The organism is Catellatospora coxensis, assembly GCF_016862635.1.
Taxonomy (GTDB): domain Bacteria; phylum Actinomycetota; class Actinomycetes; order Mycobacteriales; family Micromonosporaceae; genus Catellatospora; species Catellatospora coxensis.
The window spans coordinates 1-25,330 of record NZ_BONI01000076.1; the positions used below are offsets into that span (position 1 = coordinate 1).

Below are 25,330 nucleotides of genomic sequence, written 5' to 3' on the forward strand. Positions count from 1 at the left end.
TGCCCTGGTCCACGCCCGGGGCATGACCGCGCTGGTCGCCACCCATGACGCGGCGCTGATGGAGATGGCCGACCGGGTCGTCACGCTCCGCGACGGCGCCCTCGTCCCCTGACCCGGAAATGACCAAAGCTCCGTCCCGCTGCGGGGGCAGCGTGGCGGAGCTTTGGCCATGGGGGGTATGTAGGAGAGCGTCAGCTCCCCGGTTGTGCAGCTCAGTCGCCCTGACGCTGGTGCGGGATCTGACCCTGGAGCAGAGCACGCACCTCCGACTCACGGTAGCGACGGTGGCCACCCAGCGTGCGAATCGCGCTGAGCTTGCCCGCCTTGGCCCACCGGGTCACCGTCTTCGGGTCGACGCGGAACATCGATGCGACCTCTGCCGGGGTGAGCAGGGGTTCTGGTTCGTGCGTACGCGACGCCATGCGGTCTCCTCCACAAGTACCTATAGACGTAGGCCGGGGTCCCGCCGGCCAACGCGCTACCCATAGTCCGGCTAGTCCCCGATGTCCGACATGGGCCGAACGGGTGAAGGTCCGTGGATGGACGGATGATGAATGAACGACATGTCCGCTTTTAGCGGATGAAGACAACAATTTCATAGCTTTCGATCACTGCACGTGACTCAAAAACTACTGAACGTCAGTTGCTGCGCTCCATCAACTGGATCGCCCGCCACCGCTGCACGAGCTGCTCGTACGCCGCCGTGGCGGCGTCGCCGTCCTCCCGCTCCAGCCCGGCCAGACCGGTGGCGACCAGCTCGACGGAGTCGTCGTCACGCAGCGCGTCCTCGGAGAGCAGCCCGGTCAGGCCGCCGTAGTCCAGCTCCACCACCGAACCGGGGTGGAACGACTCCAGCCAGCGGGCGGTCTCCCGCAGCGAGTCCGTGATGGGCACGTCGCCCAGCGTCCGGCGCAGCACGCGCAGCCCCTTGTGGGCCCGCTGGCGGGCCTTGCCGATCTCGGTCCGGTAGCGCAGCACCCGCCGGGTCGGCTCCAGCACCAGGTCCCGCTCCGCGGGGGAGACCAGCACGAACCAGCGCAGCGGCACCCCCCAGGTGGCCACCTGCTCGTGCATGCGGTCCTCGGCGCGGGTCTGCTCGACCACGGTCTGCGCCAGGTCCACCAGCACCGGCGGCACGAACGCGTCGGCCAGCACCTGCGGCACCCCGTCGCGCGCCTGCAGCGCCGCCTCGGCCACCCGCACCCGCAGGTTCCACGGGCAGACCAGGGTGACGTCGGTCTGGCCGGTCAGCCCCTGCATGACGTACGCCTCATCGGGCAGGTCGGGCAGGCGCGACCAGCCCGCGCCGAGCGCTTCGAGCACGGTCGCCCGCTGCCGGCCGGGCCCGTCGGACAGCCCGACGGCGCGCCCCTCGTCCACGTAGCGGCGCCAGAATCGCTCACGTTCCGGCGCGAACGCGGTGAGCGGCTCGTAGACCCTCAGGTACGCGGCGAACTGTGACGGCACCTCGCGATCCTCCCACGATTAGGCTGTCAGCGGGAGCGTCGCTACCGCGGCGTGCCCTAACCCCTCGGCGGAAGGTGGGGAGTCGCTTGGCGAGCTGCTGGAGGGCAGCTCGGCGGGACGAGCCGCTTTCCGTAGAACCGAGACAGGATCGGCCTCACAAGGGCCATCGACGTCACCTTGGAGCCAGCAGTGGGCGTATTCACCGACGGCAGTCACGAACAGGTCGTGTTCTGCCAGGACCGGGCCAGCGGCCTGAAAGCGATCATCGGCATCTACTCGACCGCGCTGGGGCCCGCCCTGGGCGGCACGCGCTTCTACCCGTACGCCTCGGAGGAGGAGGCCCTGCACGACGTGCTGGACCTGTCCCGGGGAATGGCGTACAAGAACGCCCTCGCCGGGCTCGACCTGGGCGGCGGCAAGGCGGTCATCTGGGGCGACCCGGACCAGATCAAGTCCGAGCAGCTGCTGCGGGCGTACGGCCGCTTCGTGCAGTCCCTCGGCGGGCGCTACTACACCGCCTGTGACGTCGGCACGTACGTGCAGGACATGGACGTCGTGGCCCGCGAGACGACGTTCGTCACCGGCCGCAGCGTGGAGTACGGCGGCGCCGGCGACTCGTCGATCCTCACCGCCTGGGGCGTCTTCCAGGGCATGCGCGCCGCTGCCGAGCACCGCTGGGGCACGCCGTCGCTGAAGGGCAAGCGGGTCGGCGTGGCCGGCTTGGGCAAGGTCGGCAAGTACCTCGTCGCGCACCTGATCGAGGACGGCGCCGAGGTGGTGGCCACCGACGTCAGCCCGAAGGCGCTGGAGTGGGCCAAGGCGACCTACCCGCAGGTGGGCCTGGTCGCCGACGCGACCGCGCTGATCACCAGCGACATCGACGTCTACGCGCCCTGCGCGCTGGGCGGCGCGCTCAACGACGACACGGTGCCCGCGCTGCGTGCCCAGATCGTCGCCGGCGCGGCCAACAACCAGCTCGCCCATTCGGGCATCGAGAAGCTGCTGGTCGACCGCGGCATCCTGTACGCGCCCGACTACCTGGTCAACTCGGGCGGTGTGATCCAGGTCGCCGACGAGATCGACGGCTTCAACTTCGACCGGGCCAAGCTGCGCGCCACCAAGATCTACGACACCACCAAGCGGATCCTGGAACTGGCCGACACCGAGGGCATCTCGCCGGCCGGCGCCGCCGACCGCCTCGCCGAGCAGCGCATGGCCGAGGTCGGCCGCCTGCGCACCATCCGGATCTAGCGCCACGCCGAACCTAGATCATTCGGGTTGCCTGGCAATCGTGCGTATCTTGAGCACTCTTTCGCCCGATTGCCAGGCGACTTTCGCGATCAAGAACAGGCTGCGGCCCTGGTCCGGCGGGGGTGCCGTCATTACTGGGGAGCGATATACTCCTTACCAGTAATAAAACGGACAGGTTCCGATGTGCCGCCAGACACCCGGTAACCCGAGATGCCGAAGTGGCCTCCTCCCATGTACCGTATGACCCACGAGAGATGTCTGACGTCATCGGGGCCCGCCTTCGGGTAGCCCCGTCATTCATGTGCGAGGGGGTCGGCCATGGGGCGCGGCCGAGCTAAGGCCAAGCAGACTAAGGTGGCCCGGGAGTTGAAGTACCACTCCCCGAACACCGACCTCGCCGCCTTGCAGCGCGAGCTTGCCGGTAGCGAGCTCAGCAGCGGCAGCGGCAGTGCTGTTGTCGAGGACCAGCGAGACGACGACGAGCCGGATCCGTACGACCCGTACGGGAACTATGCCGTCGACGACGACGATGACGACGACGGTAAGGACTGGACCCCCCGCCGCTGACTTCCTGTGCGACCACCGCCTCAGCGCGGCCGGTTGTTCCAGTTGAAGAAGGTCGGGATGTTCTCGAAGTGGTTCCAGGCGCAGACGGCGCTGCTGTCTGCGCCTGGCGCTTCGGAACGGGCCAGTCTCGCCAGGCGCGCCTCCTCCAGCAGGGGAGCCAGCTCGCCACGCGCGTCGCGGATCCGGTCATCAAGGGCGTCGGACATGGTCGAGCACTCCCTCCAGTAGGTTGATCTTGCTGTTGCGGCAGTGCTCGGTCTGTGTGCCGTCGAACCGGCCGTGCTCGAAGTACCTGTTGGCAGCGTGCCCGCCGCCGCAGAAGCCGAAGTACGCGCAGGTGTCCCGGCATGCCTCCACCCCGGTGAGGAACTCCGGCACCCAGCTGGTGCGCCGTGGCTCGGCCAGCACCGACGACAGCGGCGTGTCCAGCACGTTCCCGCTGCTGAAGTCGCCGTGCACCGGGTCGTGGAAGCCCGCCAGCTCCGGCGAGAGCAGCACCACCGCGCCGTCATGGCCGACGGTCGGGATGGGGTCCAGCTCGCCTGGCAGCAGGTCGCCGGACGTGCCGTCCAGCACCGCGCCCAGGTAGCGCAGGCTCCACTCCAGCTCGCGCACGTGGATGCGCGGATCGGCGCGCCATGCCACGACCAGCTCGGCCCAGAACGCCCGCACCGACTCCGGATCATGGGAGTTGGGACGCTCGTTGACCCCCTCGCGTTCCTCGATGTTGATGCCGAGCGTGTCGCAGCCCAGCTCCAGGAAGTACTCGTAGAGCCGGGCCGCCACGCCCGGCCGCGGGTCGCCGACCACGCACAGCGCGGCGAAGGACCGGCCGTGCCGGCGCAGCGCCGCGATCCCCTGCGCGATCCGGTCGTACGCGGGCCGCCCCGCACGCGACACCCGGCTCGTATTGAGCTCCTCCGGCCCGTCCACGCTCACGCTCACCCGCACCCCGCGCGCGGCGAAGAACTCGCACCAGGCGTCGTCCAGCAGCGTCGCGTTGGTCTGCACGTGCTGCTCCACCGCCGGGCCGAACGGGGCCATCAGCGCCCCCAGATGCTCCCTGCCGGCCGCCAAGGGCTCACCCCCGTGCCACACCACCGAGAAGCGGTCCAGGGCCGCCCAGGCGTTCGCGTCGGCCGCCACCGCGCGCGCCACCTCGACCGTCATCCGGCGGTCCTGGGCGCGCAGGGGCAGGTAGCAGTAGACGCAGTCCAGGTTGCACAGGGTCGTGGGCTGCATCACCACGTATGCCGGCACGCGGGACACCCCGCGCATGCCGTTGACGGTGGCCACCTGACCATTCCAGCAAACCGCGCCGACTCCTGTCTCCCCTCTCCCACCCCGTGCCGCCCGAAACACCGCGGCAGGGGACCCGGACACGCAGACGCCCCCCGGAGACTCCGGGGGGCGTCTGCGTGTCACGAACGCTGCGGCTCAGTCGTCGAGCCAGTCGAGACGGCGGTTGTCGCGGTTGCTGCGGCGGTCGTCGTTGTAGCCGCCGCCCTGCTGGCCGTAGCCGCCGCCCTGGGCGCCGTACGGGTCCTGCTGGCCGTAGCCGCCCTGCTGGCCGCCGTACGGGTCCTGCTGCTGGCCGTAGCCGCCACCCTGCTGAGCGCCGTACGGGTCCTGCTGGCCATAACCGCCCTGCTGCTGGCCGCCGTAACCGCCCTGCTGGGCGCCGTACGGGTCCTGCTGGCCGTAACCGCCGCCCTGCTGCTGGCCGTAGGAGTCCTGGCCGTAGCCCTGCTGCTGCTGGCCGTAGCCGCCCTGCTGGTCGTAGGAGCTGCCGCCGGACGTCGGGCCCGCGTAGTGCGTGGGCTCGTCGTACTGGCCCTGGTAGCCGCCCTGCTGCTGCCCGTAGCCGCCCTGCTGGCCGTAGCCCTGCTGCTGGCCGTAGCCGCCGCCCTGCTGGCCGTAGCCCTGGTCGTAGCTGGGCTGGCCGCCGCTGTAGCCGGACGTCGGGGTGGTCGAGCCGTAGGCGTCGTTGCCGCCGTAACCGGACGTCGGCGCGGGGCTGCCGTAGCCGGACGTCGGCGCGGGGCTGCCGTAGCCGGACGTCGGCGCGGGGCTGCCGTAGCCGGACGTCGGAGCCGGGTTGCCGTAGCCGCTCGTCGGCGCGGGGCTGCCGTAACCGGAGGTCGGGGCCGGGCTGCCGTAGCCGCTCGTCGGCGCGACCGGGGAGCCGCCGTAGCCGCCGCCGCTGGCCGGGCCGTCGTAGCCGCCGTACTGCTGGGTCGGCTGGGCGGGCGAGCCGTAGCCGCCGCCGTACTGCTGCGTCGGCTGGGCCGGGGCACCGTAGGGCTGCTGCGGGCCGCGCTGGGCGGGCACGCCGCCGTACTCGCCGGGGCGGTGCATCACCGTCGCGTCGGCGCCGCCGGGGCGGGCCACCATGGTCGGGTCGGCCGGGCGGCCGTACGCGCCGCCACCAGCACCGCCGCCGTAGACGCCGGCTCCGGCTCCCGCGCGGGCGGGCTGGGCCGCGGGCCGCACCGGGCGGCCGCGCACCGGCTCGTCGTCGTCATCGTCGTCGTCATCATCGTCATCGTCGTCGTCGTCGCCGCCGCGCTTCATCACGAGCAGCACGATCGCGCCGATGCCCAGGGCGACGAGCAGGCCGCCCAGGATGATCATGACCCAGGTCATCGTGCCGAGACCCGAGTCCTCCTCGTTGTTCGAGGCCTGGTCGGTCTCGACGGTCTCGCCGCCCTCGCCCGACTCCTCGGGAGCCACGCTCTCCTCGGCGATCGGCGACAGCTCGGCGGTCGGCGAGGCGGTGGCGCTCGCATCGAGCATCGAGACGTTGATGTCGGTCTTCGACTGGCCCGGTCCCAGGTTCACCGAGACGGACTTCATCTTGTACGGGTCCTTCTGGACCGTGATGACGATGAGGCCGGGCTCGATCGGAACGGAAGCCGTGGGCGTGAACGTGAACGCGCCGGAAGAGCCGGTCGTCTTGGTCGGGAAGGTCCGGCCACTGTCGTCGGACAGCGCGACGAGCGCCCCGCTGATCGGGTCACCGGTCTTCTGGTCCCGCACGATGCCCGAGATCTTGCCGGTCGACTGCGCCTGGGCTTTCGCTGTGACGCTCACCGAGAAGTTCTTCGTCTCAGCACCCGACGTTGTCTCCGCACTCAGCGTGACAGAGACGCCGTTCGCGGCTGGCGCGTCCGCCGCAGCCTTCAGACGCACGAGCTGCGTCTTTTCTTGATCTGGAACGACCGTCAACGCGCCACAGCCACTAGAACAAGTCACGCCCTGAGGCAAACCCGTCACGCTGAGGGTTACTGACGTGTCCGCCGCGTCCTTCGTGGTGACCTTGACCGTTACAACCGCCTCGCTACCAGCCTGAATGCTGACCGACGAAGGGCTGACACTGAGGTTCGGGTCAACCGCTTGAGATGGGCTGGCGATGCCGACGAGTGTGCCGAGCGACACCATCGCTACCACTCCGACGCGTGCCAACCAGGACCGTCGCTGGGTAGTCACGGCCACCGCCTTCCAAGCTCCTCGATATCCCACAGCGATCGGGGTGTGGGGGGCGCTGCGGGAATACACCGACCGCAACTATGCCTTGCGAAGCAAGGATTGCGCGACCCAGGGCCGCCACAAAGTGAGCCGAAGTCATCTTGTATCGTCCGCTTATGTCCCCCTCGCCGGAAATCTCCCCAGCCGTCAGCACCGCTCTGGACTGCCTGGCCAACGGGCTGACTCCGGAACGTTTGACGCTCCGCGATGCGGTTAGGGCATTGTTGGCACATCTTGCGGCCACGGCTCCTGGCCGTTCGGTGGAGGTGCGGGTTCCTCCTTATGGCGCGATTCAGTGTGTCGAGGGGCCGAGGCACACGAGAGGAACGCCACCGAACCTCGTCGAGACCGATCCGGTCACTTTTCTTCAGCTCGCCGCCGGACGGGTGGATTGGGCGTCCGCGGTGGCGGATGGGCGGATTCGGGCGAGTGGCATTCGTTCCGACATCAGCGCTTTCTTCCCGATCGTGTAGCCATCCGGCCTGCGGTTCCGTTATTCAGTCACGTAGCACACAGCCCGGCCACCGGGGTGCCCACCCTGCCGGGTCACGTACACTGAGCTGCGGCGGCGATCGCCGCCGGACGCCGACACACACCACCGATGCCGGCTCACCGAGCAGGGCATCCAGCCAGCTACTGAAGCGACAAGCGCAAGGAGCAACAGGGTGCCCCGAGGCGACGGCCGGTTGAGCCACGAACTCGACCCCCACCGGCCAGGCCCGCAAGACGCGTGTGGCGTCTTCGGTGTCTGGGCCCCTGGTGAAGAGGTTGCCAAACTCACCTACTTCGGCCTGTACGCGCTGCAGCACCGCGGCCAGGAGGCCGCCGGCATCGCGGTCAGCGACGGTTCCGGTGTGGTGGTCTACAAGGACGTCGGCCTGGTCGCCCAGGTCTTCGACGAGCCGACCCTGGCCAGCCTGCGCGGGCACCTCGCGATCGGGCACGCCCGCTACTCGACCACCGGCGACTCGACCTGGGAGAACTCCCAGCCCACGCTGCAGTCGACCAGCTCGGGCACCACGATCGCGCTGGCCCACAACGGCAACCTGGTGAACACCGCCGACCTGGCCCGCCGCGCCGCCGAGCTCGGCATGGACAGCCGCGGCTCCACCAACGACACCAGCCTCGTGACGATGCTGCTGGCCGGGCACCCCGACCTGTCCGTCGAGGCCGCCGCGATGGAGGTGCTGCCGACCGTCGAGGGCGCGTTCAGCTTCGTCTTCATGGACGAGAACACCCTCTACGCGGCCCGCGACCACCACGGCGTGCGCCCGCTGGTGCTGGGCCGGCTGGAGCGCGGCTGGGTCGTCGCGAGCGAGCAGGCCGCGCTGGACATCGTGGGCGCCTCCGTGGTCCGCGAGGTCGAGCCCGGCGAGCTGATCGCCATCGACGAGTACGGGCTGCGCTCCTCGCGCTTCGCCGCCCCGGACCCCAAGGGCTGCCTGTTCGAGTACGTCTACCTGGCCCGCCCGGACGCGACCATCAACGGCCGCAACATGTACTCGACCCGGGTGGAGATCGGCCGCAAGCTGGCCGCCGAGCACCCGGTCGAGGCCGACCTGGTCATCCCGGTGCCCGAGTCGGGCACCCCGGGCGCGATCGGCTACGCCGAGGCCTCGGGCATCCCCTACGGCCAGGGCCTGATGAAGAACGCCTACGTCGGGCGCACCTTCATCCAGCCCTCCCAGACCATCCGCGCGCTGGGCGTGCGCCTCAAGCTCAACCCGCTGCGCGACAACGTGCGGGGCAAGCGCCTCGTCGTGGTCGACGACTCCATCGTGCGCGGCACCACGCAGCGCGCCATCGTGCGCATGCTGCGCGAGGCCGGCGCGCTCGAGGTGCACGTGCGCATCTCCTCTCCGCCGGTGAAGTGGCCGTGTTTCTACGGCATCGACTTCGCCACCGGCGCCGAACTGCTGGCGAACGGCATGGACATGGAGGGCATCCGCCGCTCCATCGGTGCCGACTCGCTCGGCTACGTGTCGCTCGAAGGGCTCATCGCTGCGTCCGAGCAGCCGAAGAACCGCCTGTGCCGGGCCTGCTTCGACGGCGAATACCCGATCAAGCTGCCGGCCAGCAACCTGATCGGCAAGCACGTGCTCGAAGGGGTCGGCCGTCGGGTCGAGTCCGAAGAGCTCAGCGGCGACCAGCCGGCTGCCCCGTCCGCGGAGCAGCTCAGCCGGTCCTAGTACCACTCGTCACGGCACCACCGACCCTTCCCTGAACGGTGCCGCGCACAAAGAGGAGAAATACCGTGACCCACGTGACCGAGCGCCCCGTGTCCGGGCAACCGGAGAACGGGAACCGTCAGCTGTGGACGGCGGAGGGCAGCACCAACCGCCGCCGCACCGTCACCTACGCCGACGCGGGCGTGTCGATCCACGCCGGTGACAAGGCCGTGGAGATGCTGAAGGACAAGGTCGCGCGGACGCACCGGCCTGAGGTGCTGGGCGGGCTGGGCGGGTTCTCCGGCCTGTTCAAGCTCGACACCTCCAAGTACAAGAGCCCGGTGCTGGCCTCCTCGACGGACGGCGTGGGCACCAAGCTGGCCATCGCGCAGCAGATGAACATCCACGACACGGTCGGCATCGACCTGGTCGCGATGGTCGTCGACGATCTGGTCGCGTGCGGCGCCGAGCCGCTGTTCCTGCTCGACTACATCGCCTGCGGCGAGGTCGTGCCGGACCGGATCGCCGAGATCGGCGCCGGTATCGCCGACGGCTGCCGGTACGCCGGCTGCGCGCTGCTGGGCGGCGAGACCGCCGAGCACCCCGGCCTGATGCGCCCGGACGAGTACGACCTCTCGGCCAACGGGGTCGGCGTCGTCGAGGAGGACATGATCCTCGGCGCCGAGCGGGTGCAGCCCGGTGACGTCGTCATCGCCATGCGCTCCTCGGGCCTGCACTCCAACGGCTACTCGCTGGTCCGGCACGTGCTGCTCGGCCAGGCCCGCCTGAAGCTCGACTCGGTCATCGAGGACCTGGGCGACCAGCGCACCCTCGGCGAGGAGCTGCTCACCCCCACCAAGATCTACGCCAAGGACTGCCTGAGCCTGATCGCCGAGTGCGAGGTCCGGGCGTTCGCCCACGTCACCGGCGGCGGCATCCCCGGCAACCTGGTCCGCGTGCTCCCCAAGCACCTGGACGCCACGGTCAACCGCTCCACGTGGGCCCCCCAGCCCATCTTCGACCTGATCCAGCGCAAGGGCCGCATCGACCAGCACGACCTCGAATCGACCTTCAACATGGGCGTAGGCATGTTCGCCGTAGTCTCCGCCGCCGACGCCGACCGCGCCATGGCCCTCCTGACCGGCCGCGGCGTCGAATGCTGGCACGTAGGCGACATCATCGAAGGCACCGGCCAGGTCCACATGCTCGGCTCCCACACCCGCGGCTAACCCCCCCCACCCCCACCCCCTCACCCCCCCAACCCCCCTCACCACCGCCCACCAAGATCGCGACGATCTTGCGCCAGCTGTGGGGATGACACGCCCCGATCGGGCATATCCCCAACAGTTCACGCAAGATCGTCGCGATCTTGCTTTGTGGGGGCTCGGTGAGGAGATCCGGGGCGGGGCGGCGGCTGTTGCGGGGGCCACGGGATCGGGACGATCCCGACCGACGGGGCTGCGGGGCGGGGCGGGTCAGGGGAGCCAGGTGGTCAGGGAGGCGCGGAGGGCTGCGGGGTCGAGGCCGTGGTGGCGGGCGTGGTCGGCGGGGGTGCCGTAGACGTGCAGGTCGCGGTGGGTTACGCCGAGGCTGAGTAGGCGGTGGGGGCGGTCGGCCAGAGCCGCGGAGACCACGTGGGCGGAGGTGCCGGTCAGGTAGGGCTCGATCAGGGCGATGTTGCCCGAGGCGGCGAGCGCGCGCAGGCCGGTGGTGTCGAAGGGGCGGGGGGTGTGGGTGTACGCCACGGTGACGTCCAGGCCCCGGGTCGCTTCCAGGACTGGGGCGAGCATCGGGCCGATCGCTACGACCAGGGCCTTCGTACCGTGGCGCACGGGGCGGAGCAGGGACGCGTCGGCGTACGCGATGTCGTTGGTCTGGGTGGACAGGCGCAGGTAGACGGGGTCGTCATGGGTGGTGGCCGCGGTGAGCAGGGGTGGGACCTCGCCGGGGTGGCCGGGGACGTGGATGGTCCAGCCGGGCAGGGTGTCGATGAGCTGGACGTCCATCGGTGACATGTGGGTGTAGCCGGCGGACGAGCCGTCGTAGGAGGCGCCGACGCTGACCAGGATCGCGCCGACACCCTGGTGGGCGAGGTCGAGTTTGATCTGCTCGTAGGCGCGGTCGACGAGGAACGTGGCGTAGCTGTGGGCGATGGGGCGCAGGCCGGTCAGGGCCAGGCCGCCCGCGACGCCGATCATGAGCTGTTCGCGGATGCCGACGTTGAGGATCCGGTCGGGGTGTTTGAGCGCGGCCTCCTCGAAGGCCGAGACCGAGATGTCGGCCAGCACCAGGGCGGTGCGCGGGTCCTCCTCGATCAGGGCGGTGGCCGTGTCGATGAACGCCTGCCTCATGATCAGCTTCCTTTCGTCTCGACGACCGCCACGACCACGTGTGGCGCGCCGTCCCTGGCCTGCCGCAGCCCGGCCTCGACGGCGTCGTGGTCGCGCCCGTCGACGGTGACCGCCGTCCACCCGTGCACCGCGAACCGGGACGCGATGCCGCCCGGCCAGCCGTGGGAGGCGCTCCGGTTGTCGATCACGAGGGCGGTGAGCGTGTCGAGGCCGGTCGCGCCCGCGTACGCGATCGCCTCGTGGTTGCTGCCCTCGTCCAGCTCCGCGTCGCCGAGCAGGACGTACACCCGCGGTTCCAGGCGGCCCTGGGCCCGCAGGCCGAGCGCGGTGCCCACGCCCAGGCCGAGGCCGTGTCCGAGCGAGCCGGAACTGATCTCCACGCCGGGTACCCGCAGCCGGTCCGGGTGGTGCCCGAGCGGGCTGTCCGCGCCGGCCAGGTCGTCGAGCCAGTCGTGCGGGAAGAAGCCCTTCGCGGCGAGCACCGCGTAGTAGGCGGCCGGCCCGTGCCCCTTGGAGAGCAGGAACCGGTCCCGGTCGGGGTCGTCGAGCCGGTGCGGGTCCACCCGCAGCACCCGGTCGTAGAGCACCCAGAGCACGTCCAGGGTCGAGTACGCGCTCGGCGCGTGCTTCTCGTCCCCGGTCAACCGCCGCAGCAGCGGCCCGACATCCAGCACCGTCATGGGAGTAGCCTGCAAGTTCAAGTGCACTTGAACTCAAGTACGGGGGATCTGTGAAACCGGTGACGCTCACCATCGGCGAGCTGGCGGCGCGCAGCGGGGTGGCCCCGTCGGCGCTGCGCTTCTACGAGGAACGCGGGCTGATCCACTCCACCCGCACCAGCGGCAACCAGCGCCGGTACGAGCGCAGCGAGCTGCGCCGCGTCTCGTTCATCCGGATCGCGCAGCAGGTCGGGGTGTCCCTGGAGCGGATCCGGGACGCGCTGAAGGAGCTGCCGGAGGGGCGTACGCCCACCAAGGCCGACTGGACGCGGCTGTCCGCGCGCTGGCGCGCCGAACTCGACGACCGCATCGCGCTCATGCAGCGGCTGCGCGACACCCTCGACGAGTGCATCGGCTGCGGCTGCCTGTCCCTGCAGTCCTGCCGGCTGTACAACCCGGGCGACGAACTCGCCGCGCAGGGCTCCGGGCCGCGCAAACTGCTCGGCTGAGGCATCCCGGCGTCGTTTCCGGACAGCGAAGGATCATCGATGCGTCTACCGTGACGGAATGACCATCGTCGAACTCCCGAAGTCCGCGGCGGCCGCCATGCCGCCACCGCGGCGGCGCGGCCTGCGCCGGCTGGTGGCGGCAGTGGTGCTGCTCGTGCTCCTCGCGGGTGTCGCCTACGGCCTGGCCCAGTACTACTACGCCTCGATCCCCCTCCCGCGCGAGCGGGAACCCGGAACGCAGCAGGTGCGGGCGGAGAACCTGCGGCCGGGTGTCGCCGACGCCATCGTGGCCGCCGTCGACCCGGACTTCTACCAGCAGGCGGACGAGCTCGTCTGGCCGTCCTCGGCGCTCACCAAGCGGTACGCGGTGGTCGCGATGTGGGAGTCCTGGGACGACCTGGACAGCTGGCGGGTACGCGTCGGCGCGCACAAGCTGGAGGGCTGGTACACGAAGAACCAGCTGCTCGACTTCTACCTCAACACCGCGCACTACGGTCAGGGCGCGGTGGGCCTGGAGCAAGCCTCGACGCTGTACTTCGGCAAGCATCCGCGCGACCTCACCGTCACCGAGGCGGCGCTGCTCGGGGTGCACCTCGACCCGGATCCGGGCGACGTGCGGGCCGCCTGGAACCGGGTGCTCGACACCATGGTCGAGCACGGCTGGCTGAACACCGGCGAACGCGGCCGCCTGGTGTTCCCGAAGACGATCCAGGAGTGAACCGGCGGCGGCTGCGGCCCCGTGACCGCAGCCGCCGCACCGGGGTCAGAGCGGGGCCGACAGGCGCTCGAGCTCCTGGTCACCGACCCGGACGTAGATCCAGCTGTCCCCCAGGTCGCGCCGCAGCTCGCTGATCGTCATCCCGGCCGGAACCGTCAGGTGGAACGTGAGGAAGGCGTGGGCGTGGTCCCGGTCGGCCTGGCAGCGCACCCACTGCCGCGTACCCTCGGCACAGGTCTGGCCCGCGACCCGCGGCTCGCCCGCCGCCTCGCCCACGACCGTGACCCCGGACGCGTTCGCCACCGACACCAGCACCGTCACCGGCGCCTGTGCCGACGCCACCCGCTCGACCCGCACCTTCACCTCGACCTGGGTGCCGCCACCGGGGGCGGGGCTGAGGTCCGGCGACGACAGCACCACGTCCAGCGGCACCACGTCCGTGTCCGCCATGAACGAGGACGAGCCGCCCGACTGCGCGAACGCCGAGCCGTTCCAGCGGTACGAGCGCCACTGGTACAGCCCGATCGGCCCGCCGGACAGATCGCTGTACGTCGTCTCCAGGTTGCCCACCTCGACCCGGATCTCGCCGGACGAGTCCCCGGCCAGCTTCGTGATCCGCTCGACCGTCCCGGGAGTCTGCTGCGGCGGCAGGGCGAGCGGCGTCTCCACCTGCACGACGACGCCGAGCGTGGCGAACCCCTCGCCGTCCCGCCGGAACGCGACGACCTGGCCCAGCGGGATCTCCCCGGGGCGGCAGTAGATCAGGGCGACCTGCTCCATCCTGCCGTCGGCGTCGAGGTCCGTCTCCACCGCGCTGTCGATCCAGACGTCCGTGCCCGCCTTGCCGTCCCGGAAGGAGGTCGGCCCGGCTGGGCAGTTCTTGTCGAGCACCTTCCGGGTGGGCAGGTCCAGCACCGCCCCGGCCAGCCCGTGCAGCGACCCGCCGGTGGCGACCGGAACAGGCGAAGGGGTGCGGCTCGGGCTCGCCGCCGGCGGCGCGCTGGTGCTCCCGCCGGGGCTCGGCGGCGTCGGCCCGGACCCACCCAGTGCGCTGATCGCGACGCCGCCTGCCAGCACCGCGACCAGCGCGCTCGCGGCGACGCCGGTGGAGCGGAGCCGCTTGCGGTGGCGCACCGTCGCGTACGCCGCGGCGGTGCCCGTCGGCCGGATCAGCGGATCGGTGTCGGCGCGGTAGGTGTCCACCGCCGACCACAGGACGTCGTCGTGCTCGTGCTCAGGCATGGTCGTGCTCCTTCCGGGCCTCGGTGAGCTGGGCGGCGAGCGCGGTCCGGCCGCGGTGCAGCCAGGACTTGACGGTGCCCTCGGCGACATCCTCCTGCTCGGCGATCTCCGCGATGGTGAGCTGGGCGATGTAGAACAGCACGCACGCGCGCCGCTGCACGTCGGGCAGCGTGGCCAGGGCGCGGGTGAGCGCCACCCGGTCCGGCTCCGGGGCGGGCACGTGCTCCTCACGCTGGCGGCGCAGGAAGTTCAGCGCGGTGCGCCGCCTGCGCCAGCCGCTGGTGGCGAGGTTCCAGGCGACCCGGCGCACCCAGGCGGGCGGGTCGGCGTACCGCGCGATGGTGTCCCAGCGGGCCAGTGCCCGGACGAACGCCTCCTGCACCATGTCCTGCGCCTCGCCCAGGTTCCCGAGGTACGCGTTGAGCTGCAGGGTCAGGCTGTGGAAGTGCGCGGCGTAGCACTCCTCGAAGTCGGCCCGGCGGCCCGGCCCGTCGTCGCGATAAGGGGCCATCACTCCCCGTTCTCCCCTCCGTGGCGGGCCCCGTCGGCCCGTCGCGACATCACGCCGCGCCCCGCCCGAAGGTTGCGAAGATCTTTCCGCATAAACGACTCGGGTGCCGTCCCGCTGCGAACAGCGGGGACGGCACCCGGATCAGATGGTGCGGGGATCAGCTCTCGGTGCGGCGGCCCTCGTCGTCGGCGTGCGCGACCTCGCCGGGCTGCCCGGCCGGCTCGCCCTCGGCGAGCAGTGCCACCGGAGCCTCCGCCTCGACCAGCACGGTCTCGGTGACCTCCACGCCCGCCGGGGTCTCGACCACCGTCACCGTCTCGACGACCGTCACGGTCTCGACCGCAGGTGCGGGGGCCGCGCCCGGCTCGCCCGAGCCGAACAGCCGGGGCAGCGTGCCGGAGAAGGCCTCCCGCAGCTCGGCCTGCGACACCGTGAACCGGCCCGCCTCGCCGTGGCCGATGACCGTGAGGTCCGCGCCCTCGTCGTCGACCTGGCCCAGGATCGTCGCCGGCAGCTCGTGCTCGGCCAGCAGCTGCTCGAACGCCTGGCGGTGGCCCACCGGCACGGTGATCAGCACCCGGCCGGCCGACTCGCTGAACAGCGACACGAACGGCTCGATGTCGACCGGCAGGGTCACCGTCGCGCCCATGCCCTTGCGCAGCACCGACTCGACCAGCGCCTGGCCCAGGCCGCCGTCGGACAGGTCGTGCGCCGAGCCGACCAGGCCGGTCTCGGCGGCCTTCTGCATGAAGCCGGCGATGGCCTGCTCCCGCGCGAAGTCGACCTTCGGCGGGCGACCGCCGAGGTGCCGGTGCGCGACCCAGGCCCACTCGGAGCCGGACAGCTCCAGGCCGGTCTCGCCCAGCAGCACCAGCACGTCACCGGTGTGGCCGAAGCCCATCGGGATGCGCTGCGCCGTGTTCTCCAGCACGCCGAGCACGCCCACCACCGGGGTCGGGTGGATCGCCACCGCGCCGGTCTGGTTGTAGAAGCTGACGTTGCCGCCGGTCACCGGGATGCCCAGCTCCTGGCAGCCGTCGGCGATGCCGCGCACGGCCTCGGCGAACTGCCACATGACCGCCGGGTCCTCCGGCGAGCCGAAGTTGAGGCAGTCGGTGACGGCGACCGGCTCCGCGCCGGTCACGGCCACGTTGCGGTACGCCTCGGCCAGGGCCAGCTTCGCGCCCTCGTACGGGTCGAGGCGGGCGAAGCGGGAGTTGCAGTCCAGCGACAGCGCGACGCCGAGACCGGTCTCCTCGTCGAGGCGGACGATGCCGGAGTCCTCCGGCTGCGCCAGCACGGTGTTGCCCAGCACGTAGCGGTCGTACTGCTCGGTGACCCAGCTGCGGTCCGACAGGTTCGGCGACGCGGCGAGCTTGAGCAGCGTGTCCTTGAGCTGGAAGTCGTGGTGCGGGCGGGGCAGCGTCTCCGCGCGGTCGGCCTGCAGCAGGATCAGGTCCGCGGGCTCGCGTAGCGGCCGGGCGTACACCGGGCCGTCGTCGGCGAGGCTGCCCGGGGGCACGTCCACCACGGTCTCGCCGTGGAAGGTGATCCGCACCCGGCCGGTGTCGGTGACGGTGCCGATCGGGGTGGCGATGACGCCCCACAGCTGGGCGATGCCGAGCACCGCGTCCAGCTTGGCCGGCTCCACGATGAAGAGCATGCGCTCCTGCGACTCGCTGGCCAGGATCTCGTGCGGCTCCATCGAGGCCTCACGCAGGTGGACCTTCTCCAGCTGGATGTCCATGCCGGTGCCCGCCGACGCGGCGGTCTCGGTGAGCGCGCAGGTCAGGCCCGCGCCGCCGAGGTCCTGCACGCCGACGATCAGTTTCGACGCGTACAGCTCCAGGCACGACTCGATGAGCAGCTTCTCGGTGAACGGGTCGCCCACCTGCACGCTCGGCCGGCGCTGCTGCGACTCGTCGTCGAAGGTCGCGCTGGCCAGCACCGAGACGCCGCCGATGCCGTCGCGGCCGGTCTTCGCGCCCATCAGCACCACGATGTTGCCGGGGCCGTCGGCCTCCTTGCGCTGCAGGCCGTCGACCGGCAGCACGCCCAGGCTGAGCGCGTTGACCAGCGGGTTGCCCTGGTAGCACTCGTCGAAGAAGACCTCGCCGCCGACGTTGGGCAGGCCGAGGCAGTTGCCGTAGCCGCCGACGCCGGCCACCACGCCCGGCAGCACCCGCTGGGTGTCCGGGTGGTCGGCCGCGCCGAAGCGCAGCGAGTCCATCACCAGGATCGGGCGGGCGCCCATGGCGAGGATGTCGCGCACGATGCCACCCACGCCGGTCGCGGCGCCCTGGTAGGGCTCGACGAACGACGGGTGGTTGTGCGACTCGACCTTGAAGGTGACCGCGATCTTCTCGTTGATCTGGATGACACCGGCGTTCTCGCCCATGCCGGCCAGCATGCGGTCGGACGGCGGAGCCTTCTCGCCGAACTGGCGCAGGTGCACCTTGCTCGACTTGTACGAGCAGTGCTCGCTCCACATGATCGAGTACATGGCCAGCTCGGACTGGGTCGGCCGGCGGCCCAGGATCTGCCTGATCCGCTGGTACTCGTCGTCCTTGAGGCCCAGCTCCAGGTAGGGCTGCAGCTCCTCAGGGGTGGACTCGGCGTTCTTCACCGTGTCCACGGTCATCGACTCCAGGTTCATGCTGCCGCCTTAGCGTCGGCCAGGTGCTTGAGCACCGACGAGAAGAATCCGAGGCCGTCCAGGGACGGGCCGGTCAGCGCCTCGACCGCGTGCTCCGGGTGGGGCATGATGCCCAGCACGTTGCCGGCCTCGTTGCGGATCGCCGCGATGTCGCGGGTCGAGCCGTTCGGGTTGCCGCGGATGTAACGCGCGACGATCTGGCCGTTGGCCTCCAGCTCGTCCAGCGTGCGCCGGTCGGCGACGTAGCAGCCCTCGCCGTTCTTCACCGGGACCAGGATCTCCTGCCCCTCGGTGAAGTGGTTGGTCCACGCCGTCGAGGAGTTCTCCATGCGCAGCCACTGGTCGCGGTTGCGGAAGTGCAGGTGCTGGTTGCGGGTCAGGGCGCCGGGCAGCAGGTGGGCCTCGCAGAGGATCTGGAAGCCGTTGCAGATGCCCATGACCGGCATGCCACCGCGGGCGGCGTCGGCGATCGTCTCCATCACCGGCGCGAACCGGGCGATCGCGCCGCAGCGCAGGTAGTCACCGTAGGAGAAGCCGCCCGGGAGCACCACGGCGTCGACGCCGTGCAGGTCCGGGTCGGCGTGCCAGAGCCGTACGACCTCGGCTCCGGAGATGCGCGCGGCACGGGCCGCGTCCCCGTCGTCCAGCGAACCGGGGAAGGTCACCACACCGATCTTGCTCATGCTGCTTCGACTACCCGGATCTCGTAGTCCTCGATGACCGGGTTGGCGAGGAGCTTGTCCGCGATCTCGCGGGCCCTCTCCAGGTCGGCATCTCCAGCGAAATCGATCTCCACACGACGACCGATACGCACTGAGGCGACGTCATTGACGCCCAGGCGGGGCAGCGCGTTCGCGACGGCCTGCCCCTGCGGGTCGAGGATCTCGGGCTTAAGCATGACGTCAACCACGACGCGAGCCACGGGGAAACTCCTGACTTTTTTCTATGTCTGCCTGTCCGCCACGGGCATGCACAGATTACCGGTCGGCTGATTCGCCCCTTGTTCAGGGGAGCGCCAAAACCCCCAGGAGTTCACTGCTTTCACAGAGCTGAGAGCAAGGTCACGACCGCGAGGACGGTACAGACCCCGGCTCCGACGTAACGGATGACTGCCAGTCTCACCCGTTTCAACAGCCAGCGCCCGAGGAGCACGGCGAGTCCGGAAACCGTCGCCAGACCGAGCCAACCGCCCAGAAACGTCGGCAACATCGGCCGTCCACTGGCCACCAGGCCCGCCAGCAGCAGCTGGGACAGATCGCCCCACTCGGCCGTGAACAGCACCGCGAAACTCGCCGCCGCGGCCCGCCAGCCCTGCTTCGGCTCGACCGCCTTGGCCTCGAACTCGGCCTCCTGCTCCTTCTCCTCCGCATCGGCCTTCTTCGCACCCCGGGCCAGGACGACCGCCCCGGTCGCGAACAGCAGCGCGGCCACCAGCTGCACCGGCCGGGTCGGAAGCTTCGTGAGCAGCGCGCCGAAGGCCACCGCGATCACGCACTGCACGCCGAACGCCGCCACCACGCCGAGCCAGGTGGGCAGCGGGCGGTAGCGGGTGCTGAGCACGAGTGTCGCCACGAACGTCTTGTCCGGCAGCTCCACCGGCACGATCGCGACGTAGGCGACCAGCAGGGCGGTGAGAAACTCCACGGGCCGATCCTCCCAGGCCCGGCACCTGTCGCAGGTCCGGACGGCCGGCCGCGGCGCGATCGCGTCGCCGGACGAGGCCGCCGAATAACCGTGCAGGTCACCGCCGGTCTGGTGTTAAGAAGGGCACCTTCTACAACGCGGAGCGTTAAGAAGGTGCCCTTCCTTTGTCTCGTCAGAGGATGGCGGCGGGGGTGTAGGCGGCGGCCGCGGGGTGCTGGGCGGCGATCTTCTCGACCTGGGCGACGATGGCGGCCACCTGGGCCGAGGCGGCGCCGACGAAGGCGGAGCGGTCCGCGACCAGGGCGTCGATCTCGGCGCGGGACAGGCCCAGGCGGGTGTCGGCGGCGAGGCGGTCGAAGAGGTCGTTGTCGGCCTGGCCCCGCTCGCGCATGGCCAGCGCCACCCCGACCGCGTGCTCCTTGATCGCCTCGTGCGCGGTCTCCCGGCCGACGCCCTTCTTCACCGCGCCGACCAGCACCTTCGTGGTGGCCAGGAAGGGCAGGTAGCGGTCCAGCTCGCGGTTGATGACAGCCGGGTACGCGCCGAACTCGTCGAGCACCGTCAGGAACGTCTGGAACAGGCCGTCCAGGGCGAAGAAGGCGTCCGGCAGGGCCACCCGGCGCACCACCGAGCAGGACACGTCGCCCTCGTTCCACTGGTCGCCGGCCAGCTCCCCGGCCATGCTCGCGTACCCGCGCACGATCACGGCCAGGCCGTTGACCCGCTCGCTGGAGCGCGTGTTCATCTTGTGCGGCATCGCCGACGAGCCGACCTGGCCCGGCTTGAAGCCCTCGGTGGCCAGCTCCTGGCCGACCATCAGCCGGATCGTGGTCGCCAGGCTCGACGGCGCGGACGCCGCCTGGGCCAGCGCGGTGAGCACGTCGAAGTCCAGCGAGCGCGGGTACACCTGGCCCACGCTGTCGAGCACCCGCTGGAAGCCGAGATGCCCGGCGACGCGGCGCTCCAGCTCGGCGACCTTCGCGGCGTCGCCGTCGAACAGGTCGAGCTGGTCGGCCGAGGTGCCGACCGGTCCCTTGATGCCGCGCAGGGGGTAGCGGGCGATCAGCTCGTCGAGGCGCTCGTACGCGATGAGCATCTCCTGCGCCGCGCTCGCGAAGCGCTTGCCCAGCGTGGTGGCCTGCGCCGGGACGTTGTGCGAGCGGCCCGCCATGATCAGGTTGTCGTACTCGGCGGCGCGGGCGGCCATCCGGGTCAGCGCGGCGACGATCCGGTCCCGGATCAGCAGCAGCGAGTCGCGGATCTGCAGCTGCTCGACGTTCTCGGTGAGGTCGCGCGAGGTCATGCCCTTGTGGATCTGCTCGTGCCCGGCCAGCGCGCTGAACTCCTCGATACGCGCCTTCACGTCGTGCCGGGTCACCCGCTCGCGCTGCGCGATCGAGTCCAGGTCGACGGTGTCCAGCACCCTCTCGTACGCCTCGATGACGCCGTCCGGGAGCGCGATGCCCAGATCACGCTGCGCGCGGAGCACCGCGAGCCAGAGCCGCCGCTCGGCGCGGACCTTCTCCTCTGGCGACCACAGTGTCACCAGTTCGGCGGAGGCATACCGGGTGGCCAGGACATTCGGAACGTGCGGGCGCTTTGTCACGTGCCTCATTCTCGCACGCAGCGATCGCCGTCCCTGGCGAGGCCGCATGGCCGCGTATATACTCGGGAGCCAAAGCGTATATACGCGGATGCGAGGGGGAGCCGATGGCGAAGATGCTGATCGACATCGACGAGGAACTGCTCGCCGAGGCGGCAGAGGTCTTCGGCACGAAGACCAAGAAGGACACCGTCAACACCGCTCTGCGTGAGAGCGCGGCCGAGCGCCGACGCGCAGAGGCACTCGCCAAGCTGCGGGAATTCGGCGACGAGGGATACTTCGACGAACTTCTCGATAAGAAGAACTATCGTCCTCAGCCGTGACGGTCACCCATCTGGTCGATACCAGCGCGCTGGCGCGCCTCCTCCGTTCGAACAGCGCGAGCCTCGGCTGGGACAAGCAGATCCGGCAAGGGCTCGTCGGCGTGTGCGCACTGACCGAGCTGGAGTTCCTTCACTCCGCTCGATCAGCGGACAACCGGAAGGTGCTGCTGGAGGCGCTGCGCGTGTCTTATCCCTGGGTGGCAGTCCCGGACGGGGTCTATCGGCGGGCCGCAGAAGTGCAGGATCAGCTCACGCAAAGGGGTCAGCATCGCGGTGCCGGGCCGATCGATCTGCTGGTGGCGGCGGCCGCCGAGCTGAGCGGGCTGACCGTGCTGCACTACGACGGGGACTTCGACGTGATCAAGCGAGCCACCGGGCAGCCTGCCCAGTGGCTCGCTCCGCCCGGCACCATCCGCTGATCAGGCGATGACCTTCGCGGCCACGGCCTGCGCGATGGCCTGGAGCTGGTCCGCCGTCAGCGGAGGCTCCGACTGCACCGGTCCGGTCGGGATCGGGTCGCCGTACAGGTTGCTCGCGTAGACCCGCAGCGTCCGGCCGTCCGCAAGCTGCACCGACGCCGTCGTCAAGACCTGCTCCAGGTCACCGTCGATCGTCCGGCGCTCAGTCTCGACAGGCCGCCTGGACGGGCCGACGCCGATGGGTGCGACCTGCAGATGCAGGTGGCCCAGGCGCTGCCCCACGGACAGGTCGCCGCCGCCGGAGAAGAGGGTCTGCGCGATGTCCCCGGTCTCGCCCTTGGCCTTGAACCGTACGAGCACCCCGCCGTCCGCCATCCAGACCCGGTCCGGGACGACCGCCAGCACCGCCTTGTCGAACTCTTCGGCGAGCCGCTGGGCGGTGGCCGCGGCCTCCTCCGGCGTGCCGTAGACCAGCCGGAACCCTGTCACCGGCGCAGGGTCGGCAGTTCCGGGCGCGGCGGTGACGGGCACCGCCACCACCGTCTGGCCACCGGTCCAGGCTCCCGAGCCGAGCGCCACGGCACCCGCCGCCAGCAGGGCGAGAGCACCCGTCGAGACGCCAGCAAGCCGGCGCGCGGCCGCCCCGCGCCGCTCCCGGCGGATGATCCGGTCGACGTCCACGCCAGGTGCGGGGACCTCACCGATGACGTCGTCGAACAGCTGCTGTGTCATGACATGCCTCCCATCGGGACGGCCTGACGCCGCAGCGTCTCCAGGCCTCGTGCGGACTGGCTCTTCACGGTGCCGACCGAGATGCCCAGCACCTCGGCGGTCTGCTCGACCGAGTAGTCGAGGTAGTAACGCAGCACGACCACGGCGCGCTGGCCCGGCCCGAGCGAGCCCAGCAGCGCGTTCAGGCTGTCGCGGTCCAGAAAGCCGTGCGGTTCGTGCATCGCCCGTTCCGGCAGCTCGGCCGTGACCCGCTCCCGCCGCCACGGGCGGGCGGTCTCGTCCAGCCAGGCCCGGGTCAGCACCCGATGCGCGTACGCGTCGGGATTGTCGGCGGCCCGGACCTTGCGCCAGTGCCGGTAGAGCTTGCCGACGGTGACCGACACCAGGTCGTCCGCCGTATGCCAGTCCCGGCTGAGCAGGTACGCGGTGCGCCGCCAGCGGTCCATCCGCTCCGCGACGAACACCCGGAACCGTTCCTCTTCGGACTTCGTCATCCCTCACCTCCACCCGCCCGACCGGCCCCGTGCGGTGCGAGGTTGCACCTCGGTCGGGATTCCAGGCGATCAGCTGTCGCAATCGCGACCACCTGCCGCACAGATCCCGACCAGGCTGCTGCCATGGAGGAATTGGAGTGGACGCTGTTCGCCCAGAGCAACGTGCTCACCTGGGCGCAGGCGAGTGCGCTGCTGACACCGGGCAAGGTACGGCATCGGGTGCGATCGGGGCGCTGGACGACAGTCTGCCGAGGCGTCCTGGTCGCTGGAACCGGGCCGTACACCGTCGACCAGCAGCGCTGGATCGCCGTGCTGGCAGCGGGACCGGGCGCACGGCTCGCCGGGCTTGCCGCGGCGCAAGCAGGCGGACTGCGAGGACGGTTCCGTGATGACCGCATCGACGTGACGGTTCCCGCTGGGCGACACCCAGAAGGGCTCTACCGACGACTACCCCTCGACATGCCCGCGGTGCGGGTGCGCCGCCCCGCCCACCTGCCGGAGCAGGACTGCCAGCTGGCCCGGCCGCCGCGCACCGCCATGGCCCGATCGGTCGTCGACGCGGCCTCCTGGGCGCGCTTTCCCGACATCGCGCAGTCGATCGTCGCCGCAGCATGCCAGCAGCGTCTGGTGACACCCGATGAGGTGCTCGAAGTGCTCGGGCGGGTGCCGCGCGCGCCACGGCGGGCATTGATCGGTGCGACCGCGCGAGACGCGGCGGGCGGCGCGGGCGCACTGTCTGAGATCGACTTCATACGGCTGTGCCGACGGTATCGGCTGCCGATGCCCGATTTGCAGGACCGGCGCGTGGATGCGAGCGGGAGAGTGCGTTACCGCGACGCCTACTGGCGCGCATATCGTCTGCATGTCGAAGTCGACGGCGCGCATCACATGGAGGCGGCCCACTGGGAGGCCGACATGCGACGGCAGAACGACATCTGGACCAGCGGTGACCGCATCCTTCGCTTCTCCGCCCACCAGGTCCGCACCCGCCCCGCCGAGATCGCCGCCGCCCTTCGTACCGCTCTCACCGCCGCCGGCTGGCCCGAGAGCCGCAAATCTTGACGCTTTGTCGCAGCCATAACAACGACAACCAGTCAAGATCGCAGGACAACCACTGCGTGGGTGTGGATGTTGGCGGTTTGTGGCCGCTATGGCGGCCACAAACCGCCAACATCTGTGGGTCAGCGTTCGAGGACGGCTACGACGCCCTGGCCGCCGGCGGCGCAGATGGAGATGAGGGCGCGGCCGCGGCCCTTCTGGGCGAGGAGTTTGGCGGCGGTGGCGACGATGCGGCCGCCGGTGGCGGCGAAGGGGTGGCCGGCGGCGAGCGAGGAGCCGTTGACGTTCAGCTTCGAGCGGTCGATCGAGCCCAGGCCGTTGGACTCCCAGGCGGCCAGCGTCGCCAGCACCTGCGAGGCGAACGCCTCGTGGATCTCGTAGAAGTCGAAGTCCTGGAGCTTCAGGTCGAGGCGGGACAGCAGCTGCGGCACCGCGTACACGGGGGCCATGAGCAGGCCCTCGGGCTCGGGGTCGCCGTGCACGAAGTCGACGGCGGCGGTCTGCGCGGTGACGAAGTGCGCCAGCACGGGCAGCTTGCGTTCGGCGGCCCACTCGTCGGTGCCGAGCAGCACGACGGCGGCCCCGTCGGTGAGCGGGGTGGAGTTGCCCGCGGTCATGGTGGGGTTCTTGCCGCGCAGGCCGTAGACGGGCTTGAGCGCGCCGAGCTTCTCCAGGGAGGTGTCCGGGCGCAGGTTCTGGTCGCGGGTGAGGCCGAGGTACGGCGTGACCAGGTCGTCGAAGAAGCCGGCGTCGTACGCGGCGGCGAGCTTGCGGTGCGAGTCGAGGGCGAGTTCGTCCTGGTCGGCGCGGCTGACGCCCCAGCGCTCGGCGGTGATCGCGGCGTGCTCGCCCATGGACAGGCCGGTGCGCGGCTCGGCGTTGCGGGGCAGCTCGGGCTTGAACGGCTGCAGCGGGCGCAGCGCCATCGCGGCCTTGACGCGCTCGCCGGTGGTCCTGGCGTTGTTGAGGCGCAGCAGGATGCGGCGGAACTGCTCGTTGAGGGCGAGCGGCGCGTCGGAGGTGGTGTCGACGCCGCCGCCGATGCCGGACTCCAGCTGGCCGAGCGCGATCTTGTTGGCGATGTAGTTGATCGCCTGGAGGCCGGTGCCGCAGGCCTGCTGCAGGTCGACGGCGGCGGTGGCCGGGTCGAGCCCGGTGCCGAGCACGGCTTCGCGGGTGAGGTTGAAGTCGCGGGAGTGTTTGAGCACCGCGCCCGCGGCCACCTCGCCGAGGCGCTGCCCGGCCAGGCCGTGCCGGGCGATGAGGCCGTCCAGGGCGGCGGTGAGCATGTCCTGGTTGGAGGCTCGGGCGTAGCGGCTGTTGGAGCGGGCGAACGGGATGCGGTTGCCGCCGATGACGGCGACCTTGCGCACTCTGTCAGTCACAACAGCCTCCTGGTGTCAGACCTTACTCGCGAGTAAGGTCTACC

The 25,330-nt window shown here is 70.7% G+C and carries 27 protein-coding genes and 1 pseudogene; 11 read left to right on the top strand and 17 right to left on the bottom strand.

Annotated elements, in window-relative coordinates; all coding sequences use genetic code 11:
• A pseudogene (locus Cco03nite_RS42615) lies at positions 1-112 on the top strand (ABC transporter ATP-binding protein); the annotation flags it as partial.
• A gap of 100 nt (positions 113-212) precedes the next feature.
• On the opposite strand, the gene Cco03nite_RS33025 reads toward Cco03nite_RS42615, so the two are convergent.
• Positions 213-422 (bottom strand): BldC family transcriptional regulator, encoded by a 210-nt coding sequence (locus Cco03nite_RS33025; protein WP_020522548.1) that lies wholly within the window; start codon positions 420-422, stop codon positions 213-215.
• A 217-nt stretch (positions 423-639) separates the two neighbouring features.
• Positions 640-1,467, bottom strand: coding sequence for a DUF8083 family protein (locus tag Cco03nite_RS33030; protein ID WP_203697517.1), 828 nt, complete (start codon positions 1,465-1,467; stop codon positions 640-642).
• Between the two features lie 189 nt (positions 1,468-1,656).
• On the opposite strand from Cco03nite_RS33030, the gene Cco03nite_RS33035 reads away from it, so the two are divergent.
• Both Cco03nite_RS33035 and Cco03nite_RS33040 read left to right on the top strand, forming a co-directional pair.
• Positions 1,657-2,718 carry a Glu/Leu/Phe/Val family dehydrogenase gene (locus Cco03nite_RS33035; protein ID WP_203697519.1) on the top strand — a complete coding sequence of 354 codons (1,062 nt, stop codon included), beginning with the start codon at positions 1,657-1,659 and terminating at the stop codon, positions 2,716-2,718.
• Positions 2,719-3,036: 318 nt separating this feature from the next.
• Positions 3,037-3,285, top strand: coding sequence for a DUF3073 domain-containing protein (locus tag Cco03nite_RS33040; protein ID WP_203697521.1), 249 nt, complete (start codon positions 3,037-3,039; stop codon positions 3,283-3,285).
• A gap of 20 nt (positions 3,286-3,305) precedes the next feature.
• Here Cco03nite_RS33040 and amcA read toward each other — a convergent pair whose 3' ends face one another.
• The 3 genes from amcA to Cco03nite_RS33055 form a co-directional block, all read right to left on the bottom strand.
• Positions 3,306-3,491, bottom strand: a complete 186-nt coding sequence (amcA, locus tag Cco03nite_RS33045; RefSeq protein ID WP_203697523.1) for a multiple cyclophane-containing RiPP AmcA — start codon at positions 3,489-3,491, stop codon at positions 3,306-3,308.
• Positions 3,475-4,563, bottom strand: coding sequence for a cyclophane-forming radical SAM peptide maturase AmcB (gene amcB, locus Cco03nite_RS33050; RefSeq protein WP_203697615.1), 1,089 nt, complete (start codon positions 4,561-4,563; stop codon positions 3,475-3,477). Before amcB ends, amcA begins: the two co-directional genes overlap by 17 nt.
• A gap of 159 nt (positions 4,564-4,722) precedes the next feature.
• A complete protein-coding gene (locus tag Cco03nite_RS33055) occupies positions 4,723-6,378 on the bottom strand; it encodes a carboxypeptidase-like regulatory domain-containing protein (protein ID WP_203697525.1) in 1,656 nt (551 codons plus the stop codon).
• A 551-nt stretch (positions 6,379-6,929) separates the two neighbouring features.
• Here Cco03nite_RS33055 and Cco03nite_RS33060 point away from each other — a divergent pair.
• The 3 genes from Cco03nite_RS33060 to purM all read left to right on the top strand — a co-directional run bounded on the left by Cco03nite_RS33060 (position 6,930) and on the right by purM (position 10,210).
• Positions 6,930-7,286, top strand: coding sequence for a sterol carrier family protein (locus Cco03nite_RS33060; protein WP_203697527.1), 357 nt, complete (start codon positions 6,930-6,932; stop codon positions 7,284-7,286).
• A 192-nt stretch (positions 7,287-7,478) separates the two neighbouring features.
• Positions 7,479-9,002 (top strand): amidophosphoribosyltransferase, encoded by a 1,524-nt coding sequence (gene purF, locus Cco03nite_RS33065; RefSeq protein ID WP_203697529.1) that lies wholly within the window; start codon positions 7,479-7,481, stop codon positions 9,000-9,002.
• Positions 9,003-9,067: 65 nt separating this feature from the next.
• On the top strand, positions 9,068-10,210 hold the full coding sequence (gene purM / locus Cco03nite_RS33070; RefSeq protein ID WP_203697531.1) for a phosphoribosylformylglycinamidine cyclo-ligase: 1,143 nt from the start codon (positions 9,068-9,070) through the stop codon (positions 10,208-10,210).
• 246 nt (positions 10,211-10,456) lie between these two features.
• Here the strand turns inward: purM and Cco03nite_RS33075 are convergent, their stop codons facing one another.
• Positions 10,457-11,332 (bottom strand): transketolase family protein, encoded by an 876-nt coding sequence (locus Cco03nite_RS33075; protein WP_203697533.1) that lies wholly within the window; start codon positions 11,330-11,332, stop codon positions 10,457-10,459.
• 2 nt (positions 11,333-11,334) lie between these two features.
• The gene (locus Cco03nite_RS33080; RefSeq protein WP_203697535.1) at positions 11,335-12,012 is read right to left on the bottom strand and encodes a thiamine pyrophosphate-binding protein; all 678 of its coding nucleotides are present in this window, start codon (positions 12,010-12,012) and stop codon (positions 11,335-11,337) included.
• 50 nt (positions 12,013-12,062) lie between these two features.
• Between Cco03nite_RS33080 and soxR the strand changes: the two genes are divergently transcribed.
• Both soxR and Cco03nite_RS33090 read left to right on the top strand, forming a co-directional pair.
• Positions 12,063-12,500 carry a redox-sensitive transcriptional activator SoxR gene (gene soxR, locus Cco03nite_RS33085; RefSeq protein WP_203697537.1) on the top strand — a complete coding sequence of 146 codons (438 nt, stop codon included), beginning with the start codon at positions 12,063-12,065 and terminating at the stop codon, positions 12,498-12,500.
• 58 nt (positions 12,501-12,558) lie between these two features.
• Positions 12,559-13,218 (top strand): transglycosylase domain-containing protein, encoded by a 660-nt coding sequence (locus Cco03nite_RS33090; RefSeq protein WP_203697545.1) that lies wholly within the window; start codon positions 12,559-12,561, stop codon positions 13,216-13,218.
• Between the two features lie 45 nt (positions 13,219-13,263).
• Here the strand turns inward: Cco03nite_RS33090 and Cco03nite_RS33095 are convergent, their stop codons facing one another.
• The 7 genes from Cco03nite_RS33095 to purB form a co-directional block, all read right to left on the bottom strand.
• Entirely contained in the window at positions 13,264-14,460 is a 1,197-nt protein-coding gene (locus tag Cco03nite_RS33095) for a hypothetical protein (protein WP_203697547.1), read from the bottom strand.
• Positions 14,453-14,971, bottom strand: a complete 519-nt coding sequence (locus tag Cco03nite_RS33100; protein WP_203697549.1) for an RNA polymerase sigma factor — start codon at positions 14,969-14,971, stop codon at positions 14,453-14,455. The genes Cco03nite_RS33095 and Cco03nite_RS33100 overlap by 8 nt, the downstream gene beginning before the upstream one ends.
• A gap of 157 nt (positions 14,972-15,128) precedes the next feature.
• Positions 15,129-17,627 carry a phosphoribosylformylglycinamidine synthase subunit PurL gene (gene purL / locus Cco03nite_RS33105; protein WP_239167862.1) on the bottom strand — a complete coding sequence of 833 codons (2,499 nt, stop codon included), beginning with the start codon at positions 17,625-17,627 and terminating at the stop codon, positions 15,129-15,131.
• Positions 17,624-18,310, bottom strand: coding sequence for a phosphoribosylformylglycinamidine synthase subunit PurQ (gene purQ, locus Cco03nite_RS33110; RefSeq protein ID WP_203697551.1), 687 nt, complete (start codon positions 18,308-18,310; stop codon positions 17,624-17,626). Before purQ ends, purL begins: the two co-directional genes overlap by 4 nt.
• Positions 18,307-18,549 carry a phosphoribosylformylglycinamidine synthase subunit PurS gene (gene purS / locus Cco03nite_RS33115; RefSeq protein WP_120317757.1) on the bottom strand — a complete coding sequence of 81 codons (243 nt, stop codon included), beginning with the start codon at positions 18,547-18,549 and terminating at the stop codon, positions 18,307-18,309. The genes purQ and purS overlap by 4 nt, the downstream gene beginning before the upstream one ends.
• 119 nt (positions 18,550-18,668) lie before the next feature.
• Complete coding sequence (locus Cco03nite_RS33120; protein ID WP_203697558.1) at positions 18,669-19,271, bottom strand: TMEM165/GDT1 family protein; 603 nt, start codon at positions 19,269-19,271, stop codon at positions 18,669-18,671.
• A gap of 172 nt (positions 19,272-19,443) precedes the next feature.
• Entirely contained in the window at positions 19,444-20,886 is a 1,443-nt protein-coding gene (gene purB / locus Cco03nite_RS33125; RefSeq protein WP_203697566.1) for an adenylosuccinate lyase, read from the bottom strand.
• Positions 20,887-20,981: 95 nt separating this feature from the next.
• Between purB and Cco03nite_RS33130 the strand changes: the two genes are divergently transcribed.
• Together Cco03nite_RS33130 and Cco03nite_RS33135 are read left to right on the top strand one after the other, a co-directional pair.
• Entirely contained in the window at positions 20,982-21,197 is a 216-nt protein-coding gene (locus tag Cco03nite_RS33130; protein WP_203697568.1) for a type II toxin-antitoxin system VapB family antitoxin, read from the top strand.
• Positions 21,194-21,616, top strand: a complete 423-nt coding sequence (locus tag Cco03nite_RS33135) for a PIN domain nuclease (protein ID WP_203697570.1) — start codon at positions 21,194-21,196, stop codon at positions 21,614-21,616. The genes Cco03nite_RS33130 and Cco03nite_RS33135 overlap by 4 nt, the downstream gene beginning before the upstream one ends.
• On the opposite strand, the gene Cco03nite_RS33140 is transcribed toward Cco03nite_RS33135, so the two are convergent.
• Positions 21,617-22,348, bottom strand: a complete 732-nt coding sequence (locus tag Cco03nite_RS33140; protein ID WP_203697572.1) for a hypothetical protein — start codon at positions 22,346-22,348, stop codon at positions 21,617-21,619.
• A complete protein-coding gene (locus tag Cco03nite_RS33145) occupies positions 22,345-22,842 on the bottom strand; it encodes a SigE family RNA polymerase sigma factor (protein WP_203697574.1) in 498 nt (165 codons plus the stop codon). The genes Cco03nite_RS33140 and Cco03nite_RS33145 overlap by 4 nt, the downstream gene beginning before the upstream one ends.
• 123 nt (positions 22,843-22,965) lie before the next feature.
• Here Cco03nite_RS33145 and Cco03nite_RS33150 point away from each other — a divergent pair, with 123 nt between their 5' ends.
• Positions 22,966-23,904 (top strand): DUF559 domain-containing protein, encoded by a 939-nt coding sequence (locus Cco03nite_RS33150; RefSeq protein WP_203697576.1) that lies wholly within the window; start codon positions 22,966-22,968, stop codon positions 23,902-23,904.
• Positions 23,905-24,023: 119 nt separating this feature from the next.
• On the opposite strand, the gene Cco03nite_RS33155 is transcribed toward Cco03nite_RS33150, so the two are convergent.
• Complete coding sequence (locus Cco03nite_RS33155) at positions 24,024-25,286, bottom strand: acetyl-CoA C-acetyltransferase (protein WP_203697578.1); 1,263 nt, start codon at positions 25,284-25,286, stop codon at positions 24,024-24,026.
• Between the last annotated feature and the right edge of the window lie 44 nt (positions 25,287-25,330).